Raw genomic sequence first — 23,102 nt, 5'->3', positions numbered from 1 at the left:
AGATGCTTTGCATAAGTATCTATTTAAGGAATTTTGACAAATATTTTCCGACGAAATCACTTCCGTCATTGCTTAAATGGCCATCATTTAGCCAGTAGAACTCTTCAGATCGTTTTTTGGATGCATGAAATGGTTCGGTCAGGTCGTAATAATGTACATTCTTTGCATTAAGATAGTCTCTTAAGCCACCATAAAAATTCGTATTTCCATGATGTAGTTTTGGAGGAATGAGAATCATAACCAGTTCGTAATGATTTTTCTTGGCATCATTGATCCATAAGTCAAGGGCAACCCGATTTTTTTTGCTTACCTCTGCAGTGGCATATCCCTTATCTTTCTCATAGCTGACACCTTCGCTGATACCATAAATAGTGGCAAGTTCTATCCCTTTAACTTGTTTAACACCTATCTTGAAAAGATTCCATACCAGAGAGTGCCCATCTAGCCAAGCATCCATTTGAACTTTTAAACTTTGTGTCTTAGGATTTAATCCCGCAAGAATGTCTTGCTTGATTTTGACCATATCTCGGGGTACGAGCTGAAATTGGCCGGCATCAAATTTATAAGTATCTACCGCATACCCCTCTATAACAGTGGTATGCGGGTATGCGTAATCATTGGCTACATCATTCTCATAAAAAGTAAGAATGACTCGCTTTGGAGGGTGCCCAATAAGTTTAATGGTGCGTTGAAATTTTTCAAATTGATGACTTTGTCCAGAATGAATAATTCCGCACTTAACAGTAAATCGGCCGCTTAATTTTTCATATGTAGAAGGAATATTTTGTTCATAGTTCCCATAGCCCCAAGCAAAAGAATCGCCCGCAAAATAATCATAGGATTTAGCTGCCTTAATTTCAGCTAGGGCGTGGTGATCAAAGCATCCAATGTCGTTAGAGAAAATAGAAAAACTGCCATCAGCCATATTGAATGTGACTTGAGCAATATTTTTTGCTATATCAAATCCCATTACTGGGTCAGCAATATTGTATCCTCGCGGGAAGTAATGAATGGCTTCTTTTAGTCTTTCTTGGGATCGATTCTTTTTGTAGGCCGGAACTAGGCTAATACCTTGACTCGGTGAGACTAAGTAAGCTATTAGATCGACTGCAATGAGAGTGCTGATAACTGCTACAAAAATGATTACGCAGTTTTTTACTATTTTTTTAAAAGCCAACATGAAAACTGATTATTTGAAATTATGCAGATAGTTTAGCGCTAGCCATTAGGCAGCCTTCCACTCCCCACTCTTTCCCCCACTCTTTTCTAAGAGCTTGACATCTCCCATCACCATGCCTCTGTCTGCTGCTTTGCAGATATCGTAGATTGTTAGGAGGGCAACTTGAACTGCGGTGAGTGCTTCCATTTCAACACCGGTTGGTCCTGTGGTTTCTGCTCTGACTTGGCAGGAAATACTGCTTTCTACTTTATTTAGTTGAAATTCTAAGCTGACGTGGGTAAGTGCTAGGGGGTGACAGAGGGGGATGAGATCTGCTGTTCTTTTGGAAGCTTGTATTCCAGCAATTCTGGCAATTCCTAAGACATCACCCTTTTTATGGTTTCCCGCCTCTACCATTTCAAAGGTTGTGGGGAGCATGGAGATCTTGCCTGTAGCCACAGCAACTCTATGGGTATTGGGCTTATCACCTACGTTTACCATATGCGCTTGGCCGCTTTGATCAAAATGAGTTAGTTTGTTCATGGGATAAGTTTTACCATATAGGGATGCAAGTGATAAAGCCTGTTTGCAAAATCTCCTTTATACGACGTTTGGTGGCCATCCAATTGATGTTGGCTATCGCTTTTTCTGGTGTTTCCCCAGCTTTTGCTGCTGGACCCATTTCCTCTTCTGCTGTTCCTGCCGGAGATGTATCAGTCCAGGGTGATTCAGCTGCTTTGCAAAATATTGGCCGGGCCATGCAATCTCCTGATGCTCGTCCAACCAATGCACCATCACGCAATGGCACCCAAAGCCAGCCTAATTTAGTACTACCGGATATGGGTGATCCAGGTGGGGATGCCTTAAGCCGAATTGATGAACGTAGGTATGGCGAGATGATCATGCGCCAGATTCGTCCGGATACGGATTATTCCAATGACTGGCCCATCTACGATTACCTCAATCAAATGGAGCGTCGTTTATTACAAGCGGCTAAGAAGTTAGGACTGGGTGGTGCTAATGAACAGGGAAGTGGGGCTTATAACTTTGAAGTCTTCGCAGTAAAAGACAGCTCGATTAATGCATTTGCATTACCGGGTGGATTTATTGGCTTTCATACGGGGCTGCTTGTGAGTGCAGAGTCTGACTCTGAAGTTGCCTCCGTCATGGGTCATGAAACCGGCCACGTATTACAGCGTCACTTAGCGCGTCAAATGGATAAGCAGGCAACCAATACGATGCTTGCTATTGCCGGCATGGTACTGGGCGCTCTGGCAATGTCTCGTAATCCTTCTGCTGGCGCCGGCTTGATGCAAGGTGGTCAAGCCTTGGCAGTGAGTAATCAATTGTCTTATTCAAGAGATGCCGAGCGTGAAGCAGATCGCATTGGCTTTCAGATACTGGATGCTAGTGGTTACGATGTAAATGGCGCCCCTGGTTTTTTCCAGCGATTACAAAAAATCACCGGCATTATGGATAGAGGTGTTCCAGGCTATGTCAGAACTCACCCACTGACAACAGATCGTATTGCAGAAATGCAAGATCGGGTACGTATGGTTCCTGCCCGAAATGTTCCCACTGGCGTTGAGTTTTATTTTGTCAAAGCCCGCGCACGACTTGAGCAAGCTGGATCATCTAGCGGTCTCTATGATTTACGCAATACTTTTGAAAGCCTGAGTAAGCAAGCCCCTATTGGCAAGCAGATGGAAGGCACATACGGTCTTGCTTTGATTGCGCAGCGCCAAGGAAAAATAGATCAAGCAGAAGCCTATTTGCAACAAGCAAAAAAATTAGCTCAGGCTGCAAGTGCCCCAGGCTCGCCCATTCTGAGACAAAGTTTGTCGCTCGACATTACTTCTTCTGAACTGGCTCTTGCCAAAGGGAAGAGTGAAGAGGCTTTGCAGATTGCCCAGGCGACTCTCAATGCTTATCCCCAGTCCTACGCCGCTGGTGTAGCTATGATTAATGCTGAATTAAAGCTAGGCAAAACTAATGATGCGATTAATTGGCTCAAGGCAAGAACCAGGGCTCAGCCTAATGAGGTGATTTGGTGGTCGCTGTTATCTAATTCTTATGATCAAGCTAAAAATGTACCTCTGCGGCATTACGCCCTCGGTGAAAAGTACGCCTTGGAGGGTGCCTGGCCTTCAGCCATTGAGCAGCTCAAGATTGCGAGAGCTAGCGGCGGTGCTGACTTTTATCAGGGCTCGAGTATTGACTCTCGTTTACGCGAAATGCAAAGACAATATCAAGAAGAGCTCAAAGAGCAGGGCAAAAATAGGCCTGGATAGTTGTATTGTTAAGCGCTAGGCTTGGCAATATAGTGAAATCGCGTAGCCAATTCTGATGAATGAATTGGATCTAAAGGCAGTTGCTTGCCGTGCCAATTCCAGGAGCCCCCAAAACTACATGCCTCTTCACGAAGCGATGCCAGCTCTGAAAAAAGATCTAAATCGTGATCATGTAAGAGGGCGACGCTTTCACTTGCTTGGATAGAAAATTTACCTCGATCACTATCCTCATAAATAGTTTGAGTAACTTTGCCGACAATATAAATATTGCCATTTTCATCGCTGAGTGCCGCAGTGGGCTCAAGTGAATTCTGACATTGCGTCAGTAGTTGTGTGCCTTGATCACTTGGGATGATTCGTACTACCCAGGGAGTTGCATCTAGCGTAATAAAAACACGCTGAGGACCATTCTGGAAAAAGAATCTCCCATGCGAATCTCGTGCATAGTTTCTGGAGATAAATTCCTTGAGCGCTTGATGGACAATGACTTGGCCGAGTAAATGATGTTGCTGGGTAAATTCATCACGCATACGCCATTGACCGCGGCGATCTAAGGCTAGCCAGCCATAGCAATCCCGAACATTGGGCCACTTAACCAGTGAGCGAAGGACTTGCTCATCCATTGCGGGAGCGTTTTAAGTGGGAAGTATTAATGCAGGCCGTGCGGAGTTGACGGCGCATCAAAAGTATCTTCAGTAGAGCGGCTCGCGTGCAGATGTGCAATACGCCATCCTTGGCTGTCCTGTAATAAGACTAAAGTGATGTTCAGAAAAAACTCCGCTTCAATTTGATCCGCCTTAAGATGCACTGCTTCGGTAGTGTCATAAATTGCAGCACCCAAAATCGTATGACTAATACAAGCAATCGGCTCTAAAAACAAAGGCTGTTTAGAGAGGAGTCTTTCTAAGCCTTGACGAATCTCAGCATGACCACTTAGACGATGACCTTCTGGCAGAACACAGGTAATGGAGTCATCATCAAGCCAGATATCTAAAGCCCCCTGAACATCACGATGTTTGAGAGCATCGCGCCATGCATCAACGACATCATCAGCATTATGAAAAAGTCTGGCAAGTTTTGTCATGGGTAGGATTTTGGTTTGGGATGACTTTGGAATAAATTTGATGAACTACTGCAATGTATTGAGTGTAGCTAAAACTTGTTGCGGAAGAATGTCTTTTAAGCACTTTAAGTGACCTAGAGGGCACTCTCTTTTGTGGCAAGGGCTACAAGGCAGGTCTAGCCAAATGACTTTGGCCCTATCTGACAAAGGCGGGGTATGGGCTGGATCACTAGAGCCAAAGACGGCCACTTGAGGAGCCCTCAAGGCAGCGGCGATATGCATCAAGCCAGAATCATTGCTGACAACGGCTTTGCTCATCCCAATTAAGGCAATGGCCTCATCTAAAGAAGTGCTGCCACACCAGTTATGAATATTTGAATTCTGATTTCCTTGAGGACTAATCTCATTAGCAAGATTTAGATCACCTTGGCTACCAATCAAGATGATGTGATTATTGGGATTAGCTTTGATTAAATCTTGAGCAAGTGTTGCAAAGTGTTCTGTGGGCCAGCGTTTGCTAGGGCCATATTCAGCACCAGGGCAAAAGACATAAATGGAGTCAGTAATGTTGGCGCTTTGTAGTTTGCTTTGAATAGATTGCTTTGCGCTGGTCGATACATTTAAACGCGGTGGTGGTGTATCGCTATAAACCTGTCGACTCTCGGCTTGCTCTTCATCATTCAAAAGGGCGCTCAATGCAAGATAGTGCTGCACCATCGGTGGCCGATTGATCTTGCTTGGATTATCTAGCGCAATATTAATCAGACCAAAACGCATTTCACCACGGTAAGCAATGCGAAGCGGAATATTAGCTAACCAAGGAATGAGTGCCGACTTAAAGCTGTTTGGCAATACAAAGCATGCTTGGTATTTCTGTTTTTCAATTTGCTTTGCAAGCTGCTTGCGTAAACTCCACTGCAACTGTTTATGCTCGAACTTCGCTTCGATCACTTCGTTGACTTCAGAGCAAGCACGATATATGGGGGCCACCCAAGTGCTGGCAAGAACATCGATTGTGGAGTCCGGATAAAGCCCTTTGATGCTTGCCAATAAAGGCTGGGTCATCACGGCATCCCCAATCCAGTTTGGGGCAATGATCAGAATACCTGGCATGGGTTGTATACCGACTCAGCGCTCCATTTTTGATCTGGAGCGCCGCTCTGGTTTAGTGTCCGTGTGGCTCTGTGCCAGGAATCAGCTTGTACTCTGCGCCGCAATAAGGACACTTAGCTTCACCCGTTTCAGTAATATCCAAAAACACGCGAGGATGTGAGTTCCATGCTGGCGTCTTATTGGTAGGGCAATGCAATGGTAGATCTTTACCATCTACCATTAGTACTTGAGCTTGAGTCATATTCTGATTCCTGAGTACTTAAATATTACTTGACGTAGGTAAGCCACGATTTGTATTTATCGTTTCTGCCGTAAACCGCATCAAAGAAGGTCTTCTGAATTTTCTCTGTAATTGGGCCACGCTTACCGTCACCAATCGTGCGGTCATCGAGCTCACGAATTGGAGTTACTTCAGCAGCAGTACCAGTAAAGAATGCTTCATCAGCAGAATAGATCTCATCACGAGTAATGCGCTTCTCACGCAACTCAAGACCAAGGTCTTTCACGATATCAATAATGGAGTCACGCGTAATGCCATCTAAACAAGAAGCTAAGTCTGGTGTGTACACAATGCCATCACTCACCATGAAGACATTTTCGCCAGAACCTTCAGAAACATAACCTTCAGTATCCAGAAGCAGTGCTTCGTCGTAACCGTTAGCAGTTACTTCTTGATTCGCCAAAATCGAGTTGATGTAGTAACCAGATGCTTTTGCGCGCACTAGGGAGGAGTTCACAAAGTGGCGGGTAAAGGAGGAGGTCTTGACGCGAATCCCTTTATTAATGCCATCTTCACCCAAGTAAGCACCCCATTCCCAAGCGGCCACTGCCGTATGGATGGTGTTGCCTTTAGGGGAGATGCCCAGCTTTTCGGAGCCAATAAAGATGATCGGGCGGATATAGCAAGCTTCTAGCTTATTGCTGTTGACCACATCAATAATCGCCTTAGTGATCACTTCCTGGCTGTAAGGCATGTTCATTTGGAAGATCTTGGTGCCATTGAACAGGCGTTTAACGTGCTCCGGGAGTCGGAAAATGGCTGTGCCTTGGGGGGTTTTATAGGCACGAATGCCCTCAAAAACGCCCATTCCGTAGTGAAGGCTATGGGTCAGCACATGAATATTGGCCTCACGCCAAGGAACTAGCTTCCCATCGGACCAAATAAAACCATCGCGGTCGGACATCGACATTTTCTCTACCTTTTTAGTATCTATTGAATTGGGTAAATCTGGGGCGCCCAGCCAGCCGGTTTTAGGCCTCTAGCTCAGAATGCGTCCAAGCCACTATTGTAGAGCAGGCAGGCTAATTTATTGTGAGGATCCTTTGGGGTCGCTGCCCCGAAACATTTAGAATGGAGTACTCAGAAGAATCTACCCAAAACCCCTTAATTACCTTATTTTTGCCAAAAAACATGCCGGAATCATTATTTAAAGTTAAGCGTTTAAGTGAATTGGCCCAATCAGGCCTTTTAAAGGGAAAACGGGTGTTGATTCGTGCTGACCTCAACGTTCCGCAAGATGATGCAGGCAATATTACTGAGGACACCCGTATTCGGGCTTCTATGCCAGCCGTGCAAATGTGTTTGGATGCTGGCGCTGCTGTGATGGTGACATCCCATTTAGGTCGTCCAATAGAAGGTCAATTTAAGCCAGAAGATAGCTTGGCTCCAGTGGCTGATCGCATTGCTACTTTGCTCAATCGCAAAGTACCCCTGATTAGTAATTGGGTTGATGGTGACTTTGAAGTCAATCCTGGCGAATTAGTTCTTTTAGAAAATTGTCGCTTGAATGTAGGTGAGAAGAAAAATAGTGATGAGCTAGCAAAAAAGATTGCTGCTCTGTGTGACGTGTATGTGAACGATGCATTTGGAACGGCGCATCGTGCAGAAGCGACTACTTATGGCGTAGCAAAATTTGCACCAGTAGCTTGTGCAGGCCCTTTGATGGCTGCTGAGCTCGATGCATTGAGTCGTGCACTCGCAAACCCAAAGCGCCCGCTGGTGGCGATTGTGGCAGGCTCCAAGGTTTCTTCTAAGTTGACCATTCTGAAAGCCTTGGCTGATAAAGTCGATGAGCTGATTGTGGGTGGCGGTATTGCGAATACTTTTATGCTCGCTAAGGGATTGCCGATTGGTAAATCTTTAGCTGAGCCCGACTTGGTAAATGAAGCAATAGAAATTATGGAAATCATGGAAAAGCGCGGCGCGCATGTTCCTATTCCTGAGGACGTAGTCGTTGCTAATGAACTCTCACCTTTAGCTCGTGCCAATCGGGTGTCTGCTGACCAAGTTGCTGAAGATGACATGATTTTGGACATAGGTCCTAAAACAGCAGCACGTCTATCCACGATGTTGGCTCATGCCGGCACGATTGTTTGGAATGGCCCTTTAGGTGTTTTTGAGATTGATCAATTTGGTGGCGGTACCAAAATGTTGGCTGCAGCCATTGCCCATTCTCCTGCGTTCTCTATCGCCGGTGGCGGCGATACATTGGCAGCCATTGCTAAATACGGTATTGAAAATCAAGTGGATTACATCTCAACTGGTGGTGGCGCTTTCTTGGAATTCCTTGAAGGTAAAACCCTGCCAGCCTTTGCAGTATTAGCCGAAAGAGCGAAAGACTAAATATGCTTCGAGCAACCAAAATTATTGCAACTCTAGGGCCCGCATCTGAAAAGCCAGAAGTGCTTCGTGACATGATTCGCGCAGGCGTCGATGTCGTGCGCATGAACTTTTCGCATGGCACTATTGCTGATCACAAAGCACGTCACGATTTAGTGCGTAGTATTTCTGCTGAAGTAGGTAAAGAAGTCGGCATCATGGCTGACCTTCAAGGTCCAAAAATTCGCGTTGGCAAATTTGCAGATAGCAAAATTATGCTTAAAGAAGGTGCGCAATTTATTTTGGATGTGAATTGTCAATTAGGTAACCAAGAGCGCGTTGGTCTTGATTACAAAGAATTGCCTAGCGATGTTAAATCGGGCGATCGTCTTTTATTGAATGATGGATTGGTTGTATTGCGTGTTGAAAGCGTTAAAGGTGGAGAGATTTACACCAGTGTAGAACAAGGCGGTCCTTTATCAAATAACAAAGGAATTAACCGTGCAGGTGGTGGATTGACAGCGCCTGCTCTGACTGAAAAAGATATTACCGATTTAGATGCGGCCATTGCGATGGGCGTGGATTTCCTGGCAATTAGCTTTCCTAAGGACGGCGCTGACATGGCCTATGCTCGTCAGTTGGCTGATGCTGCTAGCGCTAAGTATGGCGTTGGTAAAGTGCGCACCATTGCCAAGGTAGAGCGTGCAGAAGCTATTGAACCAGAAGCGCTGAAAAGTATCATTGCTGAAAGTGACGGCATCATGGTTGCGCGTGGTGACTTAGCGATTGAAGTGGGCAACCCAGCAGTTCCTGCTTTACAAAAACGCATGATTAAGTGGGCACTCGAGGCTGACAAATTTACGATCACGGCAACCCAGATGATGGAATCGATGATTAATGCACCAGTACCAACACGTGCTGAAGTGAGTGATGTGGCCAATGCCGTACTAGATGGCACTGATGCGGTGATGCTCTCTGCAGAGTCTGCAGCAGGGATGTATCCAGTGCAAACGATTAAAGCAATGGCGGAGATTTGTGTCGCAGCTGAAAAATCGGATCGTGTGAAATTAGATACTGATTTCTTGGATCAAACCTTTACGCGGATCGATCAAACGATTGCCTTGGGCGCCTTATTTACGGCGCACCATTTGAATGCCAATGCGATTGCGGCCCTGACAGACTCAGGCTCTACCCCAATTTGGATGAGTCGTCACAATATTCATGTGCCGATCTTTGCCCTTACCTCTAAGATTGCAACCCAGCGGGCTTTAAGCACTTATCGCAACGTCACCCCGATTGGCTTGGACTACACCAAAGATCGTGATACTGCTTTGCAAGAAGTCGAGGCCTGTCTTAAGAAGGCGGGCGCGGTCCAAAAAGGCGATACCGTTGTGTTGACTTCAGGCGAGCCGATGGGAGAACCCGGCGGTACCAATACTCTCAAGATTATTCATGTGAAGTAATGGCATTCATTTATCTATTTAATTAACGTATTCAAATTTATTAAGAGAACATCATGGCTTTAGTATCTTTACGACAACTCTTGGATCATGCTGCTGAAAACGGTTATGGCCTGCCAGCTTTTAACGTCAATAACTTAGAGCAAGTAACTGCGATTATGGAAGCTGCGAATGAAGCAGATTCTCCAGTCATCATGCAAGCATCTGCTGGCGCACGCAAGTATGCGGGCGAACCCTTCTTACGCCATTTGATTTCTGCAGCGGTTGAGGCTTATCCACACATCCCAGTTGTGATGCATCAAGACCACGGCCAAAGTCCAGCAGTGTGTATGGCAGCGATCAAGAGCGGCTTTACCAGCGTCATGATGGATGGCTCATTAGAAGCGGATGGCAAATCGGTTGCCAGCTATGAATACAACGTGGACGTTTCCAAAGAGGTAGTGAAGTTTTCTCATTCCATTGGCGTCACGGTTGAAGCAGAGCTCGGTGTATTGGGTTCACTAGAAACCATGAAGGGTGATAAAGAAGATGGTCATGGTGCTGATGGCACGATGACCCGCGAACAGTTATTGACCAATGTTGAGCAAGCGGCTGACTTTGTCAGAGCTACCCAATGCGATGCATTAGCGATTGCGATTGGTACTAGCCATGGCGCATACAAGTTCAGTAAAAAGCCGACAGGCGATATTTTGGCAATCGACCGTATTAAAGAAATTCATGCGCGTATTCCAAATACCCACTTGGTAATGCATGGCTCCTCTAGCGTTCCTCAAGAGTTACTTGCTGAGATCCGCCAATTTGGTGGTGATATGAAAGAAACATACGGCGTACCAGTTGAAGAGATTCAAGAAGGCATTAAGAATGGCGTACGCAAGATTAATATCGACACTGATATTCGTTTAGCAATGACGGGTGCTATTCGTCGCTACTTCATTGAGAACCCAAGCAAGTTTGATCCACGGGATTATTTAAAGCCAGCCCGCGAAGCGGCTAAAAGAGTGTGTATTGCCCGCTTTGAAGCCTTTGGTTCTGCTGGTCAAGCATCCAAAATTAAACCTATCTCATTAGAAAAAATGGCAGAGCTATACAAGAGCGGTAAGTTAGCTCAGATCGTGAAGTGAGTTAACAATGCCTGCTTTGTACGCCACCACTATTAAGTCATTGCCTTTGCTTTCCAAAGGTAAGGTGCGTGATGTCTACGCGCTGGATGATGATAAGCTGCTCATGATTACTACCGATCGCTTATCTGCATTTGATGTGGTGATGGGCGAGCCCATTCCTGAGAAGGGTGTTGTGCTCAATCAGATGGCGAACTTTTGGTTTAATAAGCTGGGAGCAGTGATTCCAAATCATTTAACCGGTATTGATCCAGCAACAGTAGTGACTGCTGATGAAGTAGCTCAAGTGACTGGTCGTGCAGTGGTAGCTAAACGTCTCAAACCTATCTTAGTTGAAGCAGTAGTGCGCGGATATTTGGCTGGTAGCGGCTGGAAAGATTACAAAGAGACTGGTAAGGTTTGTGGCATTGCTTTACCTGAAGGCTTGGAGAACGCCCAGAAATTACCTGAACCCATTTTTACTCCTGCGGCCAAGGCTGAAGTTGGTGAGCATGATGAAAACATCTCTTTTGAAAAAGTGATCGAGCTCATCGGTGAAACATTAGCGAAGCAAATTCGGGAAGTGAGCATCCGTTTGTATAAGGAAGCTTCTGAATATGCAGCCACTCGCGGAATTATCATTGCCGATACCAAGTTTGAGTTCGGTCTTGATGACGCAGGCCAGCTAGTCTTGATGGATGAGATTCTCACGGCAGACTCTTCCCGCTTTTGGCCAGCGGAAACCTATTATGTGGGTGCCAACCCACCTTCCTATGACAAGCAATTTGTTCGTGATTGGTTAGAAACAGCGATGGTTAATGGCAAGTTATGGCCAAAAACAGCACCTGCACCCCAATTACCGGCTGAAGTCATTGAAAAAACCGCTCAAAAGTACCGTGAAGCCTTAACGAGACTGACTCAGGGATAATAGAGCCCTAAACATATTAGGTATTCGGAGAGCTGCATGAGTAAGAAGCCAATAGTCGGAATAGTGATGGGTTCCAATTCAGATTGGGAAACAATGCAGCACGCCGCCCAAATGCTTGAGCAATTTGGTATTGCTCATGAAGCACAAGTACTTTCTGCGCACCGTATGCCAGACGACATGTTTGAGTATGCAGAAAAAGCGCAAGCTAGCGGATTACAAGCCATTATTGCTGGCGCAGGTGGAGCAGCACATTTACCAGGCATGCTCGCCTCTAAAACGATTGTTCCAGTATATGGGGTTCCAGTTGCCAGTAAATATTTACGTGGTGAAGATTCTTTATATTCAATTGTGCAAATGCCTAAAGGTATTCCGGTGGCTACCTTTGCTATTGGTGAGGCTGGTGCAGCGAATGCAGCGTTACATGTCATAGCGGGTCTTGCCTTGCATGATGCAGATTTAGCTAAACGTTTAGAAGAGTTCCGCGTCAAGCAGTCCGATGCCGCACGCTCAATGAATTTGCCGGGATATTAATTACATGGCAGATCGTTTAGAACCCATTTTACCGGGTTCGTATTTAGGAATTTTAGGTGGTGGTCAATTAGGACGCATGTTCACTCAGGCGGCTCAATCCATGGGTTACAAGGTCTGCGTTTTGGACCCTGATGCCCAAAGTCCTGCAGGCTCTATTGCTGAAAAATTTATTCATGCTGACTACACAAACTCTGCTGCCCTTAAAGAGATGGCTTCCCTATGCGCATCGGTTAGTACCGAATTTGAAAATGTTCCTGCCCAGGCTTTAGATGAGCTGGAATCTTTGGGTGTGTTTGTGGCACCCCGCAGCAGCTGTGTTTCTTTGACACAAAATCGAATTGCTGAGAAAAATTTCCTCGCAAGCTGGAAGTCAGAAACTAATATTGGGCCAGCGCCAAACTTTGTCATCGAACATGATGCTGATGTGGCACATGTCCCTGCAGACTTATTCCCCGGCATTTTGAAAACTGCACGCATGGGTTATGACGGTAAAGGTCAAATCACGGTGTATACCGAAACTGATCTCACTAATGCTTGGGCTGAACTGGGTAAAGTGCCTTGCGTATTAGAAAAGCGCATGGATTTGGATTTCGAAGTCTCTGCATTAGTAGTGCGTGGCTATGACGATGCTGTGGCTATATATCCGATTGCGCAAAACGTTCATCGCGATGGTATTTTGCATATATCGACAGTGCCCGCTCCATCGCTAAAGCCTATTCAAGAGAAAAAAATTATTGCGGCTGCTAAAACCCTGATTCGTAAAATTGATTATGTAGGCGTTCTTTGTATCGAGTTTTTTGTGCTGAAGAATGACGACATCATTGCCAATGAAATCGCGCCACGCCCCCATAATTCGGGTCACTACACTATCGATGCATGTGTCAGCAGTCAGTTTGAACAGCAAGTCAGAAGTATGGCGCGCTTGCCATTAGGTGATACTCGTCAACTGGCTCCCGTATCGATGCTGAACCTTTTAGGTGATCTTTGGTTTCAAGGGAATAGTGATCAAGCTCAAGAGCCCGCCTGGGATAAAGTATTGGCGCATCCTGATGTGAAGTTACACCTCTACGGCAAGTCTGAACCGCGAAGAGGGAGAAAGATGGGTCACATTAATTGTTTGGGCGAGAACTTAAGTGAAGCTCGTCAACATTGCTCAGCAGTTGCTACTGAATTAGGTATCGAGCCCTAGAAATGTCTACTGACAAATCGGACAGTACGCCACTGCGATCTTCTGCAGTGATCAATGAAGCAGTCCAATCCTTGCGTGAGGGCGGTTTAGTCGCCTTTCCAACGGAGACAGTCTATGGCTTAGGGGCAGATGCAAGAAACCCCGAGGCTATTAAAAAAATCTATGCCGCTAAAGGTAGACCATCTAATCATCCTCTAATTGTTCATCTGGCAGCGCCTGATAAATATGATGTTGCCAAAATTGATTGGGCAGCATTACTCAGCCCTTGGGTGCGTGATTTATCTGAAGATGCATTACTGCTAGTGAATACCTTTTGGCCAGGACCTCTTACGCTCGTCTTTAAAAAAGATAAGAGTGTTTTAAATGAACTCACTGGTGGCCAAGATACCGTCGCCATTCGTGCACCAGCGCATCCTATTGCCCAAGAGTTGCTTCGTAAATTTAAGGGTGGGGTAGTAGCGCCCTCTGCTAATCGTTTTGGCAAAGTCTCGCCAACCAGCGCAGCGGATGTCCGCAATGAATTTGAGGGCATGTTAGATCTGATGGTCTTAGATGGTGGTGATTGTGATGTTGGTATTGAATCCACCATCATTGATGTGTCTTCGGGTGATAAAGCCATTCTTCTGAGGCCTGGGGTGATCACTCCTAGTGAAATCCTAGCTAAAACCGGTATCAAGGTGTATCAGCCAGGGGAAGTTCACAAGCATGAAGCAGAAGCGCTGCCAAAAGTCTCCGGAAGTCTGCTGGCCCATTACGCGCCGACAACTCCTTTGCGTCTTTACTCGCCTGGCAGAGTCTTAGATGCTTTGAGCGAATTTCCAGATATTAAATCGCGTGTAGCAGTAGCAGTGTTCGATTCAGAAACATCGCTTGTTTTAGAGGATCACCCTTCAATTGATGTTGAAGAGGTGATTGTTTCTAGTAATAGCAGTGCTTTTGCTAGTCGCCTTTATCGTTCTTTGCGGGACTTAGATCAACAGGGTTGGGATCTTATTTTGTTCCCCGAGCCGCCTGCTGGTGAAGAGTGGGATGGGGTTAGAGATCGACTTCAGCGTGCTTGTTTTGGTTCCGGACCATCTTCCAGTAACCACGACAGCAATTGATCGTGCGCCTCTAGGCCTCTCCAAGCGTTGGGATGGTTGATAAAGGAAGTAACGGCGTATAACTTTCCAGATTTACTTAATACATAACCAGAGATTGCCCTAACATCGGCAAGTGAGCCTGTCTTTATGCGAACTTCTGGTTTCTTTTTCAGATGCAAAAATTTACGTAGTTGTGTCATGAGACGATTTCTCATCGTGCCATCAGTGCCAGCTAGTGGCAGACTGTTATAAAACACTTCAGACACAGGTAAATTACGAGCCAGTAATAGCAGTTGATTCAATTGCCCAGCAGAGATCGCCTCATTGCGTGATAAGCCTGAGCCATTCTCAATCACCATCCCCGGAAAATCTAAGCCCATTTGCTTGAGCCAAGTTTGAATCACCAACTCACCATTAGCAGTCGTTGCAGGCTTCCCCATTTTCTCCAGGGCCAAGGTGAGTAACAGTTGTCGGGCCATGACATTGTTGGAATATTTATTAATGTCTTGCACATCATCAGATAGATTAATACCTTCAAACTGCAGTAAGTTTCTAGCGCTCCAGGGAACGCTAGCACTCTTGCCGATGGGCGCTTGAGCCCACGTGCCTCCTGCTTGCTCCCATGCAGCAGCAAAACCCTGAGTCAAAAAGGTATTGGCATCTAAGGCAACGACGTTGTAATAGACGCCTTTACAAGCGCTTGGAAATGCTCCTGAAAATTGGGCAATGAGAAATTGATCTGTCTTAGAGGCATTCCCTGTATTAGCGCCACCCCCCTCTGGATCTAAGTTAAAGCGAATATTACTTTTCCAGTTATCGCAGGGCCTATTGACTAACTGCATTTGATTATCGATTTGCAGTTGTGACATCGCTGGGGAATAGCTAATGTCTATGAAATCTGCCGTACGAGATTTACCCAGCTGAAACGAGAGTGTTCTAAAGGCATAGAGCAATGGATCTGGCGGAACGTTATAAGCGCGGAGAGATTCACCATCGATCGTGTTGTGTTCCATGACACTAGGCGCATATGCGCTACGATCAAAAAATAAATTACCATCAATCTTCTGAATACCCAGTCCTTGTAAGGCTTTCATGAGCTTAGCCAATTCTTCTGGCACTAACTTAGGATCGCCCGTCCCTTGTAAATAGAGATTGCCTTTAAGTACTCCCTGACGAATCACTCCATCAGTGTAGATATTGGTACGCCAACGATATTGAGGCCCTAAGATATCTAAGCCGCTGAGGGTCGTAATGAGCTTCATGGTGGAGGCTGGATTCATGGGATCGTTTGAGCGCCAATCCAGAATATTTTTAGCAACCGCTTTGCCGTCACGAGGGGTTTCTATCTCAACAACAGAAATGCTGACAGCATCTTTGGGAATTTGGTTGCGCTCTAAGCTTGTGGCAACAGCCTGAGGAATGGTAGCTGCAGGAGATATATTTGCACAAAGTCCCAGTCCAAGACCAGTCCAAAGAATGGCCATGAATAATGTAGGTGGGCGCCAATAGTGCTCTTGCATTCCCAATAGGATAAACCTTACAGGGAAAGCATTGGGCCTTATGCCAAATTGTGATACCTCGTTTGGTAAGCCTCTAATATCTGATTTTGCTCTGCTAATAGTTTCTGAAAGGCAGTAATTCTTGCGGGTAGTGGACCATCTTTTTCTAATTGCAGGCAATATTCAGTGAAGTTTTTAGCCTGAAGGAGTTGGGCACCCCCTTTCACTTTATGAACCAGGCTTTTGAAGCCAGATTCATCAGGAGTATGGGTATTAAGAACCTCAAGAGTCTCATCATGAACTCGTCTAATTTCTTCGAGGAGGATCAATATCTGCTTAGGATCATTTTGTAAGAGATTGTCAAAAGCATCAAAGGAATATTCTTCTGAAGGGGTAGCCTCTACAGACTTAAAGTAGCGAGAAAGCTCATTTTCAAGTGTCATTAAGCTGAGCGGTTTAATCAAGACACCATTCATACCCGCAGCTAAGAACTGATGACGAGAATCCAGTGCGTAAATATCTGCTGTTACGCCAATAATGATGAGTTCACTATAGCCACTAGCGCGAAGATGTTTGGCTAACTCAGAGCCTTGCATACCAGGAATAGATTGATCGGTCAGCATTAAATCAAAGTGATGTTTAGCAATAGATTCGAGTGCAAGGTGGGCATTCTCACAGACACTAACCTCAATACCAAGTGCTTGTAATTGCAATGAAATAATTTGACGACTGGCTGGGTGATCTTCCACCACTAAGGCACGCAAGGTACGGTATTGAAATTTCGGTTTTTTAGAAACAAGCTTTCTAGTAATTGAGGCCTCTTCGCTAAAGGCGCTTCTGCTGGCAGCAATACTGGTGCGAGGAAGAGCTACTGAAAAATGGACATTGCTACCAAATCCAGGCGCACTCTCAAAGAAGAGTTGGCTATTCATGGAGTTCACCAGGTGGCTAGTAATGGTGAGGCCAAGGCCAGTACCGCGTTGCTGTTCACTCAGGCTGCCATCGCCTTTATTGGGGACTTGCTCAAAAGCCTGCAGTGCTAATTCAATTTCTTTGGCTCCCATGCCGATTCCGGTATCAATGACCCGAAATTCAATCAATTGACCAGCATGATCATCGGCTAAAACGGTGATGGAAAAATAGATTTCTCCATGATCGGTAAATTTGATAGCATTGCTAATGAGGTTCTGAAAAATTTGACGCAGTCTTAATGCATCCATCATGAGGACTTCTGCAATTCGAGGGTCTTTGGAGGTATGAAGTTGGAGTCGATGTTTGATAGCTACAGTTGAGAACGCAGAATCAATTTCATCAATCAAGGTATTGAGGTTATAGGGCTCCAAGTTGAGAGTGAGTTTTCCAGCCTCAATTTTGGAAAGATCTAATACTTGATTTAGAATGCCCAATAGTGATTCTGCAGATGCGTGAGCGCTTCTGAGTAAAGGTTTTTCACTTGAAGGAAATTGTTGGCTACTGAGTAATAATTCTTGAACACCAAGAATCGCATTCATGGGAGTACGAATCTCATGACTCATTGTGGCCAGGAATGCGGATTTTGCCGCATTCGCTTTTTCTGCACTCTCTTTGGATGCAATCAGTTTGCTTGTTTCTTGTTCTAGGGCAGCTTGTTGATTGCGAGTGCGCCATATCCATAAAGATCCACCGAGAAATAGCGCCAAACTCATACTCCATGGAAAAGCTACGTTCCAGAGATTAGGTGTAGATTCTGAGCTTGGGCTGCTAGGGTCTAAAGCAAATAGTTGACCTGATTCAATCGGATCTAAAGTACTTAGGAAGTTCTGTAGTACGCCATGCAATGGCGCATCGTCATGAGAGACTAACCAGCGATAAGAAAAGGGCTCTCGGCTATAGAGTCCGTCAAGCTGTAATTTACCCTCTCCCTTTGAAATGAACTCTTGCGCTAGTCTCATCGGGAGAACTAGTGCTTGGATATCGTTCTTGAGTAAATCAGCCAATAGCTTTTCTGTGTGACTAGAAATAGGACTTTTTGGATTACTTAGGCTGGGTGGGTTTTCAAAGCCACGGTCAAAGTAAGCGATGTTTACGGGTTCAATTTGGGTATTAGCTTGGGGCGCTTTTGTCAGGATCGCATCATGCCCCCAAAATACAGCTTCGGACAGAGATCCGAACTTCAGGACCTCATCATTAATCTGAGGGTCGATGATGAAATCCACTTCGCCTTTAGCTAATTGCTGCAATCCTTCCTGATCTGTTTTTCTCCAGGTAGGGATAAATTCTTGTTGTGTAAATTCTTCTAGCTTTGACAGTAGCAGTCTGAATACCCCTGTCCTATCTTTGACCGTCTCATCAAGATATGGAGCATATTTTTCATGAATACTAAAACGTACTATGGGGTGGGCATCAATCCACCTTTGTTCAGATGGGCTCAAAGAGTCTGCCTTGGCAAAGCTATTGCCAAGTAGGCAAAGGACTAGACTGAGCTTCATCATCTTTGGGGTAGATCGACGTCTCACGTGGTTTAACTTTCGATGATGTTGTTCATGCGGCAGAACAAGATGAGATCAGCAATATTGTTAATACCTAGCTTATCAAAGACTCTAGTCTTATAAGTGGCTACGGTCTTATTGCTAATGTGTAGCATGTCTGAAATTTGTTGATTGGTATTGCCTTTACCAAGATATTTCATGACCTGTAATTCGCGATCTGAGATCAGCGCCAACTTATCGTTATCGCTTAATGAGCTATTACCGTTCTTGCCGTGGGTAAAAAAGTTATACCCTTGCGAGATAGCAACGCATGCAGCTAAGATGACATCAGCGCCAGCGGTCTTATTCACAAAGCCGTGGGCGCCTAGAGAGCGGACCCTACCACCATATACAGCTTCATCTAAGCTAGAGAGCACCAAGATCCGAATATCGGGGTACATCAAACCAATTCTACGAATGACATCAAAGCCATCCGTTTTAGGCATATCTAAATCCAAGATCATCATATTGGGATTCACTTCTTTAATCGATCGCAGGCATTCCTCACCGTTCTGAGCCTGCCCCGCGATCTCAAAAAGCAATTGGTCTTGCAACATACTTTTAAGTGCCATCAGCATTGCTGGATGGTCGTCTACTAGCATCACACGTTTTCTCATTACTTGTCTCCGTTTTGGTTTGGTTGTGGATGAGGGTGCAGCGAAAAAATAGCTTTGGCGATCCGACTGTCGTTGATCTGTAGCATTTGGTGTCTACTCAATGGAGGCATCATGAGTCCGCCATAACAGTGATCGACTTGCATCAACGATGCATTTTCTAAATCCTTCACTAGTGTTAAGTTGCTAGCGTAGATTTGAGTTCTAGATCGCTGGAGTTGAGATAGCAATTCCATTGGGAGTTCTTGTTGACGAACAAGCGCCATATCGAGATGCACGCCTTCCATCTGTAATTCTTGTACCCAATGCAACTGCTCTACGCCCCCAGAAAATTGCAGTAAGTGCACTAAGACGCCTAGTCGGCGCATACGTAATAAACCTTCTTTGCAAGAATCCTCTAACTTAGAATCCGGCAGAGTTTGAATTCCTAAGGTGACAAGACCCACCGGTAAGCGGGAGTTCAGAATGAGATCTGACAAAGCATCTATATATTTACTTGAAGCAAGAGCATGGGCAGGGATTGGCAAAATGCCGGGGATAAAGCGACCACTGCGATACCAATAAGAAATGCTATCTAAGCCCTCCATGAATAAACGCAACAATTGCATGTCATTACTGGTCAAGAGTGGTCTAAATAAAGTTCCAGTCAGTTTTGTGCCTTTGCAGTTAAAAATGGGTTCATGGCCAATTGCCTGTCTTTTAGACCAGGATTGATGTTCTTCGAGAGCTTGGCTACTCAAGCCAAGCCAGGGGTCGCCACAGGCGTCTCGTACTTCTTGGAAGGGTTTGTTCTTCCATGCCTTTACAAGCGTGTACAGCCGGGATTTCGGGCTCATCAGCATTCTCCAATCGGTGACTGTCCAGTCTAGGCAGGACGGATTGGAGCGGTAAGGGCTTAAGGCTGATTTATCTGTAGGAATTGACCTACCAGCCTGTGCTCAGTATAGAAAGGGTCTAAATCCTTAAAGAATTTATGGTGATCTGCTCTTGAAATTGCTGGGAATAGACCTATATAATCAGCACTCCCGACACGCGAGTGCTAAAAGGATGTTTTTGGTATTTTACCCTTAGCTTCCGTGTGAAGAGATTATAAGGCATTGATTTATATTGGTTTTTTAATTAGTTAACACTTACTAACATAGGAGAAGGAATGAATCTGCGTCCTTTACATGATCGCGTAATCATCAAACGTTTAGATCAAGAATCAAAAACTGCCTCTGGAATCATCATTCCGGATGCTGCTGCTGAAAAGCCTGACCAAGGTGAAGTATTAGCTGTAGGCCCAGGCAAACGTGATGACAGCGGCAAGTTAAATCCACCAGACGTCAAAGTGGGCGATCGCGTGTTATTTGGCAAATATGCAGGTCAAACAGTCAAAGTCGAAGGCGACGAGCTTCTCGTGATGCGCGAAGAAGACATCATGGCTGTTGTACAGAAGTAATTTCAGTATTTAAGAAAGGAATTCAATCATGGCAGCAAAAGACGTCGTATTTGGAGATATCGCCCGCACCAAGATGGTGGAAGGCGTAAACATTCTCGCGAACGCAGTAAAAACTACATTAGGACCAAAAGGTCGTAACGTTGTTATGGAACGTTCATTTGGTGGTCCAACCATCACTAAAGACGGTGTATCCGTAGCAAAAGAAATCGAACTCAAAGACAGACTCCAGAACATGGGTGCGCAGATGGTGAAGGAAGTTGCTTCTAAAACTGCTGACATCGCTGGTGACGGTACTACAACCGCTACTGTTTTAGCTCAATCCATCGTACGTGAAGGTATGAAATATGTTGTTTCAGGTCATAACCCAATGGACTTGAAGCGCGGTATTGATAAGGCGGTAACTGCTGCTCTTGAAGAACTCAAGAAGATCAGCAAGCCTTGTACTACTACTAAAGAAATTGCTCAAGTCGGATCTATTTCTGCAAACAGCGACCATAGCATTGGTCAGCGCATTGCAGAAGCGATGGAAAAAGTAGGTAAAGAAGGTGTGATCACTGTTGAAGATGGCAAGTCTTTAGAAGATGAACTCGAAGTAGTTGAAGGTATGCAGTTTGACCGTGGCTATCTCTCCCCTTATTTCATCAACCAACCTGAAAAACAAGTTGCCGTATTGGAATCTCCTTACGTTCTCTTGTTTGACAAGAAAATTGCCAACATCCGTGATTTGCTCCCAGTACTCGAGCAAGTAGCAAAGTCTGGTCGTCCATTGCTCATCATTGCTGAAGATGTTGAAGGCGAAGCCTTGGCAACTTTAGTTGTGAACAATATCCGCGGCATTATCAAAACCTGTGCTGTTAAGGCTCCAGGCTTTGGCGATCGTCGTAAAGCAATGTTGGAAGATATCGCTATTTTGACTGGTGGTACTGTGATCGCTGAAGAAATCGGACTCACACTCGAGAAAACAACCCTTGAGCATTTAGGTCAAGCGAAGCGTATCGAAATTGGCAAAGAAAACACTATCCTCATTGACGGTGCTGGTGATGCTAAGGCGATTGAAGCACGTGTGAAGAACATCCGTGTTCAGATCGAAGAAGCGACTAGCGACTACGACAAAGAAAAATTGCAAGAGCGCGTTGCCAAGTTGGCAGGCGGTGTTGCCGTGATTCGTGTTGGTGCTGCTACCGAAGTAGAGATGAAAGAAAAGAAAGCCCGCGTTGATGACGCATTGCACGCTACTCGCGCTGCAGTGGAAGAGGGTATTGTTCCTGGCGGCGGCGTAGCTTTATTACGTGCTATGCAAGGTATCAAAGGTCTTAAAGGCGATAACGCTGATCAAGACGCTGGTATCAGCATCGTATTGCGCGCGATGGAAGAGCCACTCCGCATCATCGTTTCTAACGCTGGTGACGAAGCAAGCGTGGTTGTAAATGCGGTATTGGCTAGCAAGGGCAATAACGGCTACAACGCTGCAACTGGCGAATACGGCGACCTCGTAGCTCAAGGTGTGATCGATCCAACTAAGGTAACTAAAACTGCATTAGTCAATGCAGCGTCTGTTGCTGGTTTGTTATTGACCACAGATTGCGCTATTTGCGAAGCACCAAAGGATGAGTCTGCTGGTGGCGGTATGCCTGATATGGGCGGCATGGGCGGTATGGGTGGTATGGGCGGCATGATGTAATAGCCCGACCTTCCGCAGCGAGTATGCTGTGGAAAATGAAAACGCCTGGTTCACAAGACCAGGCGTTTTTTATTTGTTACAGTAAGTAGGTAATTACCATATCAACCCTTTTGGATGGACATCCTCATGCGCATGAATCAATTCCTTTTGATTACCCTTGGCTTTATCTTATCGATTGGCCACGCATTTGGACAAACAACCAATGTCAATCCAGAATATGAAAAGAGTGTTTCCAACTTGCGTAACCTACGCTATTGCGAGGTGATCTATGGGAAGCGCGATTTTTTAACATTAGAAGTTAAGGTCTTTAATACTCAGGGGCTCAATCTTTGTCCAGAAGCTCAATGGAAGACGCTGACAAAAGAATCCGTTGAAAAGGCCTATGGAGCCTCATTTGTGCTTCTGAACGGCCCGCGTTACTGGACTATGGATGAGATTCAAGCAGCAGGCAGCACTGTTAATTCAGTTAAGGAATCCTTTGGGGGCATTGACATGAATTTACGCGCTACGCTTAAAGTGGGTTTACTTAAGCAATTACTCGGTAGCAAGCAATACTCCCCTAATGAAGTTATTCGAACTACTAACTTTATCTATAAGTCGGGTACGTCAATTTATGAGCTCACTTCGCCTACTGGTGAGGTTTATGTGATGCAGTCTTACTCCCAAATTATTAATCCCAATTTAGCGATGAGCGATTTACCAGATCTCGCTAAACAATTAAAATTGCCTACGGGTTGGACTTATAAGACGCGGGTATTAGACCAAGAGCTCTCACTCATTGCTAATGGCATTGCATATGTCTTGCAGGATAATTTATTGAATAGTTATCAAAGACGCTAAGAGGGAGA

Annotated in this window: 22 protein-coding genes; 11 read left to right on the top strand and 11 right to left on the bottom strand. The window is 45.3% G+C overall.

The features are described 5' to 3' along the window. Positions 1 to 19: 19 nt before the first annotated feature. Together ICN38_RS11225 and moaC are read right to left on the bottom strand one after the other, a co-directional pair. Complete coding sequence (locus ICN38_RS11225) at positions 20 to 1,180, bottom strand: hypothetical protein (RefSeq protein ID WP_216257179.1); 1,161 nt, start codon at positions 1,178 to 1,180, stop codon at positions 20 to 22. Between the two features lie 45 nt (positions 1,181 to 1,225). Beyond that, entirely contained in the window at positions 1,226 to 1,702 is a 477-nt protein-coding gene (moaC, locus tag ICN38_RS11220; RefSeq protein WP_216257178.1) for a cyclic pyranopterin monophosphate synthase MoaC, read from the bottom strand. 23 nt (positions 1,703 to 1,725) lie between these two features. Between moaC and ICN38_RS11215 the strand changes: the two genes are divergently transcribed. Continuing rightward, a complete protein-coding gene (locus ICN38_RS11215) occupies positions 1,726 to 3,450 on the top strand; it encodes a M48 family metalloprotease (protein ID WP_216257177.1) in 1,725 nt (574 codons plus the stop codon). 8 nt (positions 3,451 to 3,458) lie between these two features. Here ICN38_RS11215 and ICN38_RS11210 read toward each other — a convergent pair whose 3' ends face one another. From ICN38_RS11210 to ICN38_RS11190, 5 genes are read right to left on the bottom strand one after another with little or no spacing between them, the layout of a single operon-like run. Next, on the bottom strand, positions 3,459 to 4,073 hold the full coding sequence (locus ICN38_RS11210; protein ID WP_216257176.1) for a DUF2946 family protein: 615 nt from the start codon (positions 4,071 to 4,073) through the stop codon (positions 3,459 to 3,461). 26 nt (positions 4,074 to 4,099) lie between these two features. Further along, positions 4,100 to 4,534, bottom strand: coding sequence for a nuclear transport factor 2 family protein (locus ICN38_RS11205; RefSeq protein ID WP_216257175.1), 435 nt, complete (start codon positions 4,532 to 4,534; stop codon positions 4,100 to 4,102). A 45-nt stretch (positions 4,535 to 4,579) separates the two neighbouring features. Then, positions 4,580 to 5,626, bottom strand: coding sequence for a lipopolysaccharide heptosyltransferase II (gene waaF, locus ICN38_RS11200; RefSeq protein ID WP_216257174.1), 1,047 nt, complete (start codon positions 5,624 to 5,626; stop codon positions 4,580 to 4,582). Between the two features lie 52 nt (positions 5,627 to 5,678). After that, complete coding sequence (locus tag ICN38_RS11195; RefSeq protein ID WP_216257173.1) at positions 5,679 to 5,867, bottom strand: zinc-finger domain-containing protein; 189 nt, start codon at positions 5,865 to 5,867, stop codon at positions 5,679 to 5,681. Positions 5,868 to 5,892: 25 nt separating this feature from the next. Continuing rightward, a complete protein-coding gene (locus tag ICN38_RS11190; RefSeq protein ID WP_216257172.1) occupies positions 5,893 to 6,816 on the bottom strand; it encodes a branched-chain amino acid transaminase in 924 nt (307 codons plus the stop codon). A gap of 221 nt (positions 6,817 to 7,037) precedes the next feature. Between ICN38_RS11190 and ICN38_RS11185 the strand changes: the two genes are divergently transcribed. From ICN38_RS11185 to ICN38_RS11155, 7 genes are read left to right on the top strand one after another with little or no spacing between them, the layout of a single operon-like run. Further along, positions 7,038 to 8,249 carry a phosphoglycerate kinase gene (locus ICN38_RS11185; protein WP_216257203.1) on the top strand — a complete coding sequence of 404 codons (1,212 nt, stop codon included), beginning with the start codon at positions 7,038 to 7,040 and terminating at the stop codon, positions 8,247 to 8,249. Between the two features lie 2 nt (positions 8,250 to 8,251). Next, complete coding sequence (pyk, locus tag ICN38_RS11180) at positions 8,252 to 9,688, top strand: pyruvate kinase (RefSeq protein WP_216257171.1); 1,437 nt, start codon at positions 8,252 to 8,254, stop codon at positions 9,686 to 9,688. A gap of 53 nt (positions 9,689 to 9,741) precedes the next feature. Next, positions 9,742 to 10,806 carry a class II fructose-bisphosphate aldolase gene (gene fba / locus ICN38_RS11175; RefSeq protein WP_216257170.1) on the top strand — a complete coding sequence of 355 codons (1,065 nt, stop codon included), beginning with the start codon at positions 9,742 to 9,744 and terminating at the stop codon, positions 10,804 to 10,806. 7 nt (positions 10,807 to 10,813) lie between these two features. After that, a complete protein-coding gene (locus tag ICN38_RS11170; RefSeq protein ID WP_216257169.1) occupies positions 10,814 to 11,710 on the top strand; it encodes a phosphoribosylaminoimidazolesuccinocarboxamide synthase in 897 nt (298 codons plus the stop codon). A 36-nt stretch (positions 11,711 to 11,746) separates the two neighbouring features. Continuing rightward, complete coding sequence (purE, locus tag ICN38_RS11165; protein ID WP_216257168.1) at positions 11,747 to 12,241, top strand: 5-(carboxyamino)imidazole ribonucleotide mutase; 495 nt, start codon at positions 11,747 to 11,749, stop codon at positions 12,239 to 12,241. Positions 12,242 to 12,245: 4 nt separating this feature from the next. Beyond that, complete coding sequence (locus tag ICN38_RS11160) at positions 12,246 to 13,430, top strand: 5-(carboxyamino)imidazole ribonucleotide synthase (protein WP_216257167.1); 1,185 nt, start codon at positions 12,246 to 12,248, stop codon at positions 13,428 to 13,430. A 2-nt stretch (positions 13,431 to 13,432) separates the two neighbouring features. Further along, entirely contained in the window at positions 13,433 to 14,533 is a 1,101-nt protein-coding gene (locus tag ICN38_RS11155) for an L-threonylcarbamoyladenylate synthase (RefSeq protein ID WP_216257166.1), read from the top strand. On the opposite strand, the gene dacB is transcribed toward ICN38_RS11155, so the two are convergent. Genes dacB through ICN38_RS11135 form a run of 4 tightly spaced genes read right to left on the bottom strand, consistent with a single transcriptional unit; the run spans position 14,479 to position 19,968 of the window. Continuing rightward, a complete protein-coding gene (dacB, locus tag ICN38_RS11150; protein ID WP_216257165.1) occupies positions 14,479 to 16,032 on the bottom strand; it encodes a D-alanyl-D-alanine carboxypeptidase/D-alanyl-D-alanine-endopeptidase in 1,554 nt (517 codons plus the stop codon). The two genes, ICN38_RS11155 and dacB, sit on opposite strands and share 55 nt — an antisense overlap. 38 nt (positions 16,033 to 16,070) lie before the next feature. Next, on the bottom strand, positions 16,071 to 18,506 hold the full coding sequence (locus ICN38_RS11145) for a response regulator (protein WP_370624403.1): 2,436 nt from the start codon (positions 18,504 to 18,506) through the stop codon (positions 16,071 to 16,073). A 5-nt stretch (positions 18,507 to 18,511) separates the two neighbouring features. Then, positions 18,512 to 19,135 (bottom strand): response regulator transcription factor, encoded by a 624-nt coding sequence (locus tag ICN38_RS11140; protein ID WP_216219473.1) that lies wholly within the window; start codon positions 19,133 to 19,135, stop codon positions 18,512 to 18,514. Next, positions 19,135 to 19,968 carry a diguanylate phosphodiesterase gene (locus ICN38_RS11135; RefSeq protein ID WP_216257164.1) on the bottom strand — a complete coding sequence of 278 codons (834 nt, stop codon included), beginning with the start codon at positions 19,966 to 19,968 and terminating at the stop codon, positions 19,135 to 19,137. Before ICN38_RS11135 ends, ICN38_RS11140 begins: the two co-directional genes overlap by 1 nt. 314 nt (positions 19,969 to 20,282) lie before the next feature. Here ICN38_RS11135 and ICN38_RS11130 point away from each other — a divergent pair, with 314 nt between their 5' ends. The 3 genes from ICN38_RS11130 (at position 20,283) to ICN38_RS11120 (ending at position 23,094) form a co-directional block, all read left to right on the top strand. Beyond that, entirely contained in the window at positions 20,283 to 20,573 is a 291-nt protein-coding gene (locus tag ICN38_RS11130; RefSeq protein WP_216257163.1) for a co-chaperone GroES, read from the top strand. Positions 20,574 to 20,601: 28 nt separating this feature from the next. After that, positions 20,602 to 22,254: a chaperonin GroEL gene (gene groL / locus ICN38_RS11125; RefSeq protein WP_216257162.1), complete on the top strand. Its 1,653-nt coding sequence runs from the start codon at positions 20,602 to 20,604 to the stop codon at positions 22,252 to 22,254. Between the two features lie 126 nt (positions 22,255 to 22,380). Continuing rightward, positions 22,381 to 23,094, top strand: a complete 714-nt coding sequence (locus ICN38_RS11120; RefSeq protein WP_216257161.1) for a hypothetical protein — start codon at positions 22,381 to 22,383, stop codon at positions 23,092 to 23,094. Positions 23,095 to 23,102 lie beyond the last annotated feature (8 nt).

Origin of the sequence: Polynucleobacter sp. AP-Melu-500A-A1 (assembly GCF_018882125.1) — a bacterium.
Taxonomy (GTDB): Bacteria; Pseudomonadota; Gammaproteobacteria; order Burkholderiales; family Burkholderiaceae; genus Polynucleobacter.
The sequence above is the reverse complement of the archived record's forward strand: the minus strand, read 5'-3'. Positions and strand labels throughout refer to the sequence as shown.

What these genes read in the sequence shown, in the direction of transcription:
- ICN38_RS11225 (WP_216257179.1), bottom strand. Translation starts at nt 1,180, where the DNA reads ATGTTGGCTTTTAAAAAAATAGTAAAAAACTGCGTAATCATTTTTGTA.
- moaC (WP_216257178.1), bottom strand. Translation starts at nt 1,702, where the DNA reads ATGAACAAACTAACTCATTTTGATCAAAGCGGCCAAGCGCATATGGTA.
- ICN38_RS11215 (WP_216257177.1), top strand. Translation starts at nt 1,726, where the DNA reads ATGCAAGTGATAAAGCCTGTTTGCAAAATCTCCTTTATACGACGTTTG.
- ICN38_RS11210 (WP_216257176.1), bottom strand. Translation starts at nt 4,073, where the DNA reads ATGGATGAGCAAGTCCTTCGCTCACTGGTTAAGTGGCCCAATGTTCGG.
- ICN38_RS11205 (WP_216257175.1), bottom strand. Translation starts at nt 4,534, where the DNA reads ATGACAAAACTTGCCAGACTTTTTCATAATGCTGATGATGTCGTTGAT.
- waaF (WP_216257174.1), bottom strand. Translation starts at nt 5,626, where the DNA reads ATGCCAGGTATTCTGATCATTGCCCCAAACTGGATTGGGGATGCCGTG.
- ICN38_RS11195 (WP_216257173.1), bottom strand. Translation starts at nt 5,867, where the DNA reads ATGACTCAAGCTCAAGTACTAATGGTAGATGGTAAAGATCTACCATTG.
- ICN38_RS11190 (WP_216257172.1), bottom strand. Translation starts at nt 6,816, where the DNA reads ATGTCGATGTCCGACCGCGATGGTTTTATTTGGTCCGATGGGAAGCTA.
- ICN38_RS11185 (WP_216257203.1), top strand. Translation starts at nt 7,038, where the DNA reads ATGCCGGAATCATTATTTAAAGTTAAGCGTTTAAGTGAATTGGCCCAA.
- pyk (WP_216257171.1), top strand. Translation starts at nt 8,252, where the DNA reads ATGCTTCGAGCAACCAAAATTATTGCAACTCTAGGGCCCGCATCTGAA.
- fba (WP_216257170.1), top strand. Translation starts at nt 9,742, where the DNA reads ATGGCTTTAGTATCTTTACGACAACTCTTGGATCATGCTGCTGAAAAC.
- ICN38_RS11170 (WP_216257169.1), top strand. Translation starts at nt 10,814, where the DNA reads ATGCCTGCTTTGTACGCCACCACTATTAAGTCATTGCCTTTGCTTTCC.
- purE (WP_216257168.1), top strand. Translation starts at nt 11,747, where the DNA reads ATGAGTAAGAAGCCAATAGTCGGAATAGTGATGGGTTCCAATTCAGAT.
- ICN38_RS11160 (WP_216257167.1), top strand. Translation starts at nt 12,246, where the DNA reads ATGGCAGATCGTTTAGAACCCATTTTACCGGGTTCGTATTTAGGAATT.
- ICN38_RS11155 (WP_216257166.1), top strand. Translation starts at nt 13,433, where the DNA reads ATGTCTACTGACAAATCGGACAGTACGCCACTGCGATCTTCTGCAGTG.
- dacB (WP_216257165.1), bottom strand. Translation starts at nt 16,032, where the DNA reads ATGCAAGAGCACTATTGGCGCCCACCTACATTATTCATGGCCATTCTT.
- ICN38_RS11140 (WP_216219473.1), bottom strand. Translation starts at nt 19,135, where the DNA reads ATGAGAAAACGTGTGATGCTAGTAGACGACCATCCAGCAATGCTGATG.
- ICN38_RS11135 (WP_216257164.1), bottom strand. Translation starts at nt 19,968, where the DNA reads ATGAGCCCGAAATCCCGGCTGTACACGCTTGTAAAGGCATGGAAGAAC.
- ICN38_RS11130 (WP_216257163.1), top strand. Translation starts at nt 20,283, where the DNA reads ATGAATCTGCGTCCTTTACATGATCGCGTAATCATCAAACGTTTAGAT.
- groL (WP_216257162.1), top strand. Translation starts at nt 20,602, where the DNA reads ATGGCAGCAAAAGACGTCGTATTTGGAGATATCGCCCGCACCAAGATG.
- ICN38_RS11120 (WP_216257161.1), top strand. Translation starts at nt 22,381, where the DNA reads ATGCGCATGAATCAATTCCTTTTGATTACCCTTGGCTTTATCTTATCG.